The 6,000-nt window shown below is 67.1% G+C and carries 11 protein-coding genes; all 11 read right to left on the bottom strand.

The features are described 5' to 3' along the window. Window positions 1-77 precede the first annotated feature (77 nt). Entirely contained in the window at window positions 78-380 is a 303-nt protein-coding gene (rpsQ, locus tag H9623_RS03420) for a 30S ribosomal protein S17 (protein ID WP_030151931.1), read from the bottom strand. A gap of 7 nt (window positions 381-387) precedes the next feature. Beyond that, window positions 388-627 carry a 50S ribosomal protein L29 gene (gene rpmC, locus H9623_RS03415; RefSeq protein ID WP_030151932.1) on the bottom strand — a complete coding sequence of 80 codons (240 nt, stop codon included), beginning with the start codon at window positions 625-627 and terminating at the stop codon, window positions 388-390. Beyond that, window positions 627-1,046, bottom strand: coding sequence for a 50S ribosomal protein L16 (gene rplP / locus H9623_RS03410; RefSeq protein ID WP_030151933.1), 420 nt, complete (start codon window positions 1,044-1,046; stop codon window positions 627-629). Before rplP ends, rpmC begins: the two co-directional genes overlap by 1 nt. A 2-nt stretch (window positions 1,047-1,048) precedes the next feature. Continuing rightward, window positions 1,049-1,891, bottom strand: a complete 843-nt coding sequence (gene rpsC / locus H9623_RS03405; RefSeq protein ID WP_030151934.1) for a 30S ribosomal protein S3 — start codon at window positions 1,889-1,891, stop codon at window positions 1,049-1,051. Next, window positions 1,891-2,262: a 50S ribosomal protein L22 gene (rplV, locus tag H9623_RS03400; RefSeq protein WP_193718679.1), complete on the bottom strand. Its 372-nt coding sequence runs from the start codon at window positions 2,260-2,262 to the stop codon at window positions 1,891-1,893. The genes rpsC and rplV overlap by 1 nt, the downstream gene beginning before the upstream one ends. A 70-nt stretch (window positions 2,263-2,332) precedes the next feature. Continuing rightward, entirely contained in the window at window positions 2,333-2,614 is a 282-nt protein-coding gene (rpsS, locus tag H9623_RS03395; protein WP_012867940.1) for a 30S ribosomal protein S19, read from the bottom strand. Between the two features lie 14 nt (window positions 2,615-2,628). Next, entirely contained in the window at window positions 2,629-3,465 is an 837-nt protein-coding gene (rplB, locus tag H9623_RS03390; RefSeq protein WP_193718678.1) for a 50S ribosomal protein L2, read from the bottom strand. A 33-nt stretch (window positions 3,466-3,498) separates the two neighbouring features. After that, window positions 3,499-3,801, bottom strand: a complete 303-nt coding sequence (gene rplW, locus H9623_RS03385; RefSeq protein WP_030151937.1) for a 50S ribosomal protein L23 — start codon at window positions 3,799-3,801, stop codon at window positions 3,499-3,501. After that, the gene (gene rplD / locus H9623_RS03380; protein ID WP_138825547.1) at window positions 3,798-4,499 is read right to left on the bottom strand and encodes a 50S ribosomal protein L4; all 702 of its coding nucleotides are present in this window, start codon (window positions 4,497-4,499) and stop codon (window positions 3,798-3,800) included. Before rplD ends, rplW begins: the two co-directional genes overlap by 4 nt. 5 nt (window positions 4,500-4,504) lie before the next feature. Further along, window positions 4,505-5,167: a 50S ribosomal protein L3 gene (rplC, locus tag H9623_RS03375; protein WP_030151939.1), complete on the bottom strand. Its 663-nt coding sequence runs from the start codon at window positions 5,165-5,167 to the stop codon at window positions 4,505-4,507. A 14-nt stretch (window positions 5,168-5,181) separates the two neighbouring features. Continuing rightward, on the bottom strand, window positions 5,182-5,490 hold the full coding sequence (gene rpsJ, locus H9623_RS03370; RefSeq protein ID WP_012867945.1) for a 30S ribosomal protein S10: 309 nt from the start codon (window positions 5,488-5,490) through the stop codon (window positions 5,182-5,184). Between the last annotated feature and the right edge of the window lie 510 nt (window positions 5,491-6,000).

Genomic DNA, 6,000 nt, shown 5'->3' with positions numbered 1-6,000 from the left:
CCCCCCCCCCCCCCCCCCCCCCCCCCCCCCCCCCCCCCCCCCCCCCCCCCCCCCCCCCCACCTGGTAGGCGCAGGGCCTACTTGGCCTTCTCGAGGATCTCCACCAGGCGCCACCGCTTGGTCGCGGACAGCGGGCGGGTCTCCATGATAAGGACGAGGTCACCGACACCAGCAGCGTTCTGCTCGTCGTGGACCTTGACCTTGCTCGTGCGCCGGATGACCTTGCCGTAGAGAGGGTGCTTGACCCTGTCCTCGACCTCGATCACGACGGTCTTGTCCATCTTGTCGCTCACCACGTAGCCGCGCCGCGTCTTGCGGTTGGCGCGCTGCTCAGCGGCCGTCTCGGTCACCGGTGCGGCGTTCGTTGCGTTCTCGCTCATTCCAGCCTCACTCACTCACGCTCGGTGCGGTACGGATACCGAGCTCGCGCTCGCGCAGGATCGTGTAGATCCGCGCGATGTCGCGACGCACGGCCTTCAGGCGACCGTGGCTCTCCAGCTGACCGGTGGCCGACTGGAAACGGAGGTTGAAAAGCTCCTCCTTGGCCTTCTTCAGCTCGGCGACGAGCTTCTCGTCGTCGAACGTGTCGAGCTCGCTCGAAGCCAGTTCCTTGGTTCCGATAGCCATCAGTTGCCACCACCCTCGCGCACCACGAAACGGCACTTCATCGGGAGCTTGTGGATCGCGCGGCGCATGGCCTCACGAGCCAGAGGCTCCGGGACACCGGCCAGCTCGAAGACGATGCGGCCGGGCTTGACGTTGGCGATCCACCACTCGGGCGAACCCTTACCAGAACCCATGCGGGTCTCCGCCGGCTTCTTGGTCAGCGGACGGTCCGGGTAGATGTTGATCCAGACCTTTCCGCCTCGCTTGATGTGGCGGGTCATCGCGATACGAGCAGCCTCGATCTGGCGGTTCGTGACGTACGCAGGCTCGAGAGCCTGGATGCCGAACTCGCCGAACGCGATCTGGTTGCCACCCTTCGACGCGCCGGAGCGCGACGGGTGGTGCTGCTTGCGGTGCTTCAGCCTGCGCGGGATAAGCATGCTCAGGCCTCCGTTCCGGACTCAGGAGCCTTCTCGGCGACAGGTGCCTCCGCCCCTGCGGCTGCAGGTGCCTCGGACTGTGCCGGACGCTCGTTGCGACGACCAGCACCGCGACGGTCTCCACCACGGTCAGGACGGTCGCCACCGCGGGGGCCACCACGGCCCTGGCGGGGAGCGGCGGTCGCCTGCTGCGCAGCGAACTCCTTCTCGGTCATGTCGCCCTTGTAGATCCACACCTTGACGCCGATACGGCCGAAGGTGGTGCGGGCCTCGAAGAAGCCGTAGTCGATGTTCGCGCGGAGCGTGTGCAGCGGCACACGGCCTTCGCGGTAGAACTCCGAACGGCTCATCTCGGCGCCGCCGAGACGACCCGAGCACTGCACGCGGATGCCCTTGGCGCCGGCGCGCTGCGCGGACTGCATGCCCTTGCGCATCGCACGACGGAAGGACACGCGGCTCGCGAGCTGCTCGGCGATCCCCTGGGCCACGAGCTGAGCATCGATCTCAGCGTTCTTGACCTCGAGGATGTTGAGCTGGACCTGCTTGCCCGTGAGCTTCTCGAGCTCGCCGCGGATGCGGTCTGCCTCTGCGCCACGGCGGCCGATCACGATGCCCGGACGTGCCGTGTGGATGTCCACACGCACACGGTCACGGGTGCGCTCGATCTCGACCTTGGAGATGCCGGCACGCTCGAGGCCCGTGGCCATGAGCTTGCGGATCTGCACGTCCTCACGGACGTAGTCGCGGTACCGCTGTCCGGGCTTGGTGCTGTCGGCGAACCAACGCGACCGGTGGTCGGTGGTGATGCCGAGGCGGTACCCGTGCGGGTGAACCTTCTGTCCCACTATCGGGCCCTTCCCTTCGTGTCTTCGCGCGGAGCGAGAACCACGGTGATGTGGCTCGTCCGCTTGAGGATCTGGCTCGCGCGCCCCTGAGCGCGAGGCCGGAACCGCTTGAGGGTCGGGCCCTCGTCCACGAACGCCTGGGCAACGACGAGCTCCTGCTCGTCGAATGCCACGCTCGCGCGGTCGGCCTTCACCCGTGCGTTCGCGATCGCGCTCTCCACGACCTTGCGGATCGGCTCACTCGCGGCCTGCGGTGCGAACTTCAGCACCGCGACGGCCTCGGTGGCCTGCTTGCCACGGATGAGGTCCACGACGCGCCGGGCCTTCTGGGGCGTGACACGGACGAACCGCGCCTGCGCCTTGGCTTCCATTGCTGTCCTGCCTTCTTGTCTCGTCATGACGTTCGGAGTCGTCGTCTCGTGATCTGCGTCTGCACGCAGATCAGCGACGACGGCCCTTCTTGTCGTCCTTCACGTGGCCGCGGAAGGTCCGGGTGGGTGCGAACTCGCCGAGCTTGTGGCCAACCATCGACTCGGTGACGAACACCGGAGTGTGCTTGCGTCCGTCGTGCACGGCAAAAGTGTGACCGAGGAAGTCGGGCGTGATGACCGACCGACGGGACCAGGTCTTGATGACGTTCTTGGTCCCCTTCTCGTTCTGGACGTCCACCTTCTTCTGAAGGTGTCCGTCGACGAAGGGGCCCTTCTTCAGGCTGCGTGGCATCTGTCAGGCTCCTATCAGCGCTTCTTGCCGGTACGGCGACGACGCACGATCAGCTTGTCGCTCGGCTTGTTGGGACGGCGGGTACGGCCTTCAGGCTGGCCCCAGGGGCTCACCGGGTGGCGTCCACCGGAGGTCTTGCCTTCACCACCACCGTGGGGGTGGTCGATCGGGTTCATGGCGACACCACGGACGGAGGGGCGCTTGCCCTTCCAGCGCATGCGGCCGGCCTTGCCCCAGTTGATGTTCGACTGCTCGGCGTTGCCCACCTCGCCGACCGTCGCGCGGCAGCGCAGGTCGACGTTGCGGATCTCACCGGACGGCATACGCAGCTGGGCGTAGGGGCCGTCCTTGGCGACGAGCTGCACGGACGCACCAGCCGAACGGGCGATCTTCGCGCCGCCACCGGGCTTGAGCTCGATGGCGTGGATGACGGTACCGGTCGGGATGTTGCGCAGCGGCAGGTTGTTGCCGGGCTTGATGTCAGCGCCGGCGCCGTTCTCGACGACGTCGCCCTGCTTCAGCTTGTTCGGCGCGATGATGTAGCGCTTCTCGCCGTCCGCGTAGTGCAGGAGCGCGATGCGTGCCGTGCGGTTGGGGTCGTACTCGATGTGAGCGACCTTCGCGGGCACGCCGTCCTTGTCGTGACGACGGAAGTCGATGACGCGGTATGCGCGCTTGTGGCCACCACCCTTGTGACGGGTGGTGATGCGACCGGTGCTGTTGCGGCCACCGCTCTTGGTGAGCGGACGGACCAGCGACTTCTCCGGCTGCGAGCGCGTGATCTCGACGAAGTCGGCAACGCTCGAGCCGCGGCGGCCGGGCGTCGTCGGCTTGTACTTACGGATTCCCATGGGGATCTGTCCTCAATCTGCTCTCGTCCGGCCTCAGCCGACCGGCCCGCCGAAGATGTCGATCGTGCCCTCGCGGAGGGTGACGATCGCACGCTTGGTGTCCTTGCGCTTGCCCAGCCCGAAACGCGTCCGCCGGGTCTTGCCCTTGCGGTTGATCGTGTTCACGGAGGCAACCTTGACCGAGAAGATCTGCTCGACGGCAATCTTGATCTCGGTCTTGTTGGCCCGCGGGTCCACGAGGAAGGTGTACTTACCCTCGTCGAGGAGCCCGTAGCTCTTCTCGGAGACCACCGGCGCGAGCAGGATGTCGCGGGGGTCCTTCGTCACGGCGGTCACTTCGCGGCCTCCTCGGCCTCGTCAGCTGCTTCCGACTCGGACGCGACGGCCTTGACCGAAGAGCCCGTGGCGGGTCCGGCGAGGAACGCAGCGAGTGCGCCCTCGGTGAAGACCACGTCGTCGGAGACGAGCACGTCGTAGGTGTTCAGCTGGTCAGCGACCAGGAGGTGCACCTGCTCCGCATTGCGGAGGGACTTGCTCGTCAGCTCGTCGCCACGCTCCAGCACCACGAGCACGTGCTTGCGGGGAGAGAGGTTGGCGAGCGAGTTGATCGCGGCCTTGGTCGACGGCTGGCCGTCGATCCCGAAGCCGGTCACGACGTGGACACGGCCGGCACGAGCCCGGTCGGAGAGGGCACCGCGCAGGGCGGCAGCCTTCATCTTCTTGGGGGTGCGCTGGCTGTAGTCGCGCGGCGTCGGGCCGTGAACGACCCCACCGCCGGCGAACTGAGGCGCACGGGTCGAACCCTGACGGGCGCGGCCGGTGCCCTTCTGCTTGTACGGCTTGCGTCCACCACCGCGGACCTCGCCGCGGCTCTTGGTGTCGTGCGTGCCCTGACGGGCTGCAGCGAGCTGCGCGACGACAACCTGGTGGATCAGCGGGACGTTCGTCTGGACGTCGAACACCTCGGCGGGAAGGTCGGTGGTGCCGGCCTTCTTGCCCGTGGCGTCGAGGACGTCGACAGTGAGAGCTGCCATGAGTGTCATGCTCCCTTCACGGCGCTACGCACGAGGACGACGCCGCCCTTGGGGCCGGGCACTGCGCCCTTGACGAGCAGCAGACCCTTCTCTGCGTCGACCGCGTGGACGGTCAGGTTCTGCGTGGTCTGACGGTCGAAGCCCATCCGACCAGCCATGCGCACGCCCTTGAAGACTCGCGACGGGGTCGAGGCCCCACCGATCGAACCAGGCTTGCGGTGGTTGCGGTGCGCACCGTGGGAGGCACCCACGCCGTGGAAGCCGTGACGCTTCATGACACCGGCGGTGCCCTTGCCCTTGGTGGTGCCCACGACGTCGACCTTCGCGCCGGCCTCGAAGGCCTCCGCGGTGATCTCCTGGCCGAGGGTGTACTCACCGGCATCGGTGGTGCGGATCTCGGTCACGTGACGGCGCGGCGTGACGCCGGCCTTCTCGAAGTGGCCCTTGAGGGGCTTCGTGACCTTGCGCGGGTCGATCTGGCCTGCGGCCAGCTGGACCGCGGCGTAACCGTCGGTCTCCGCCGTGCGGACCTGGGTCACGACGTTCGTGCCCACGGCCACGACCGTGACGGGGACCAGGCGGCCGGCCTCGTCCCAGAGCTGGGTCATGCCGAGCTTCGTGCCGAGCACGGCCGTGACGGGCCGCTCGTTCTGCTGGGGCGTAGTCATGTTGTCCTCCCGCCTCAGAGCTTGATCTCGATGTTCACGTCCGCAGGCAGGTCGAGACGCATGAGCGAGTCGACGGCCTTCGGCGTGGGATCGATGATGTCGATAAGCCGCTTGTGCGTGCGCATCTCGAAGTGCTCGCGGCTGTCCTTGTACTTGTGAGGCGACCGGATGACGCAGAAGACGTTCTTCTCCGTCGGCAGCGGCACCGGGCCCACGACCGTTGCACCAGCGCGGGTGACAGTGTCGACGATCTTGCGCGCCGAGCTGTCAATCACCTCGTGGTCGTAGGACTTGAGCCGGATGCGGATCTTCTGTCCCGCCATGGCGTCGTCTGACTCTCTCTCTCGAACCGCTAGCTGTCCGACCCCCGCGCTCGGGCGTGTCGCCTATCGCGACCTACCGAGCGCACGCACCGAGAACGGTGCAGGGCCGTTGGATATGTGAACCGCTGACACATCGGGCCAACTTCTGGCGCCCGACGGCGTCACAGCCGTTCACAACGTTGTCGAGCCTGTGCAGAACCTGAGCTCCGCGGGGTCCTCGATCTGTGTCGACAGAGAGCTCAACCCGCGGCAACCCCGTAAGACCGAGGTCCGCATACTTAGCGGTTCAACACACTGTTCGACACATGAAAGAGCGCACCCGTAACAGGCAACCTGAACAGTCTGCCACAGGAATCCGTGGAAGACCAATCGCCGTACGTGAGACGTCGACCACGAGGGTCGGTCGCCACGCGACGACCGACGTGCGCACGCGTCGAGCGGGCACGTCGTACCTCCAGGGTAACCGCCGCACGCTCTCTCGCCGAACCGCGGCCTCGTCGCCGCCCCGGC

It is taken from the genome of Oerskovia douganii (genome assembly GCF_015142735.1).
GTDB lineage: Bacteria > Actinomycetota > Actinomycetes > Actinomycetales > Cellulomonadaceae > Oerskovia > Oerskovia douganii.
The sequence above is the reverse complement of the archived record's forward strand: the minus strand, read 5'-3'. Positions and strand labels throughout refer to the sequence as shown.

What these genes read in the sequence shown, in the direction of transcription:
- rpsQ (WP_030151931.1), bottom strand. Translation starts at nt 380, where the DNA reads ATGAGCGAGAACGCAACGAACGCCGCACCGGTGACCGAGACGGCCGCT.
- rpmC (WP_030151932.1), bottom strand. Translation starts at nt 627, where the DNA reads ATGGCTATCGGAACCAAGGAACTGGCTTCGAGCGAGCTCGACACGTTC.
- rplP (WP_030151933.1), bottom strand. Translation starts at nt 1,046, where the DNA reads ATGCTTATCCCGCGCAGGCTGAAGCACCGCAAGCAGCACCACCCGTCG.
- rplV (WP_193718679.1), bottom strand. Translation starts at nt 2,262, where the DNA reads ATGGAAGCCAAGGCGCAGGCGCGGTTCGTCCGTGTCACGCCCCAGAAG.
- rpsS (WP_012867940.1), bottom strand. Translation starts at nt 2,614, where the DNA reads ATGCCACGCAGCCTGAAGAAGGGCCCCTTCGTCGACGGACACCTTCAG.
- rplB (WP_193718678.1), bottom strand. Translation starts at nt 3,465, where the DNA reads ATGGGAATCCGTAAGTACAAGCCGACGACGCCCGGCCGCCGCGGCTCG.
- rplD (WP_138825547.1), bottom strand. Translation starts at nt 4,499, where the DNA reads ATGGCAGCTCTCACTGTCGACGTCCTCGACGCCACGGGCAAGAAGGCC.
- rplC (WP_030151939.1), bottom strand. Translation starts at nt 5,167, where the DNA reads ATGACTACGCCCCAGCAGAACGAGCGGCCCGTCACGGCCGTGCTCGGC.
- rpsJ (WP_012867945.1), bottom strand. Translation starts at nt 5,490, where the DNA reads ATGGCGGGACAGAAGATCCGCATCCGGCTCAAGTCCTACGACCACGAG.